Origin of the sequence: Pseudoalteromonas sp. MMG005 (assembly GCF_018101015.1) — a bacterium.
Taxonomy (GTDB): Bacteria; Pseudomonadota; Gammaproteobacteria; order Enterobacterales; family Alteromonadaceae; genus Pseudoalteromonas; species Pseudoalteromonas aurantia.
Window position 1 is genome coordinate 1 of record NZ_JAGJEK010000076.1, and the last position, 627, is coordinate 627.

General features: G+C 49.1%; 1 protein-coding gene. It reads right to left on the bottom strand.

What is annotated here, in order from left to right; genetic code table 11:
- The coding region (locus tag J8M01_RS23755; protein ID WP_211059600.1) for an SdrD B-like domain-containing protein at nt 1–627 on the bottom strand (627 nt) is incomplete at both ends.

Genomic DNA, 627 nt, shown 5'->3' on the forward strand with positions numbered 1-627 from the left:
GTAAAGATCACCTTGCTTGGCTTACCTACCGTGTCTACCTTCACCGCATTTTTCCCTGCATGGGTATTCTTGATGCCATCAAGGTAATCTTGCCCATCTTCATAACTTGGAGTGTCTGCGCGCGTCACCACATACCCGTCTGCATCCGGTTGGCGCAGTGCAGTAAAACTAAACGCACCATTACTGTCGGTGTTGGTGGTCAATGACACAGCATTGCCGAATTCATCTTTACCGCTCAGACTGACTGCAAGGTTGGTGATCGCCAGATCTTTACTTTCCTTCACGCCATTTTGATTGCCATCAACAAACACCGCGCCTTCAACACGGGCTTCGCCAGCATTAGGTAGTTCAGTAAATATCACCTTGCTTGGTTTACCTACCGTGGCTACCTTCACCGCGTTTTTACCCGCATAGGTATTCTTGATGCCATCAAGGTAATCTTGGCCATCTTCATAGCTGGGTGTGTCTGCGCGCGTCACCACATACCCGTCTACATCCGGTTGGCGAAGAGCAGTAAAACTAAACGCACCATTACTGTCGGTGTTGGTGGTCAATGACACTGTGTTGCCAAATTCGTCTTTACCCGTCAGTGTTACTGCAAGGCTTGGGATCGCAAGATCTTTAGGC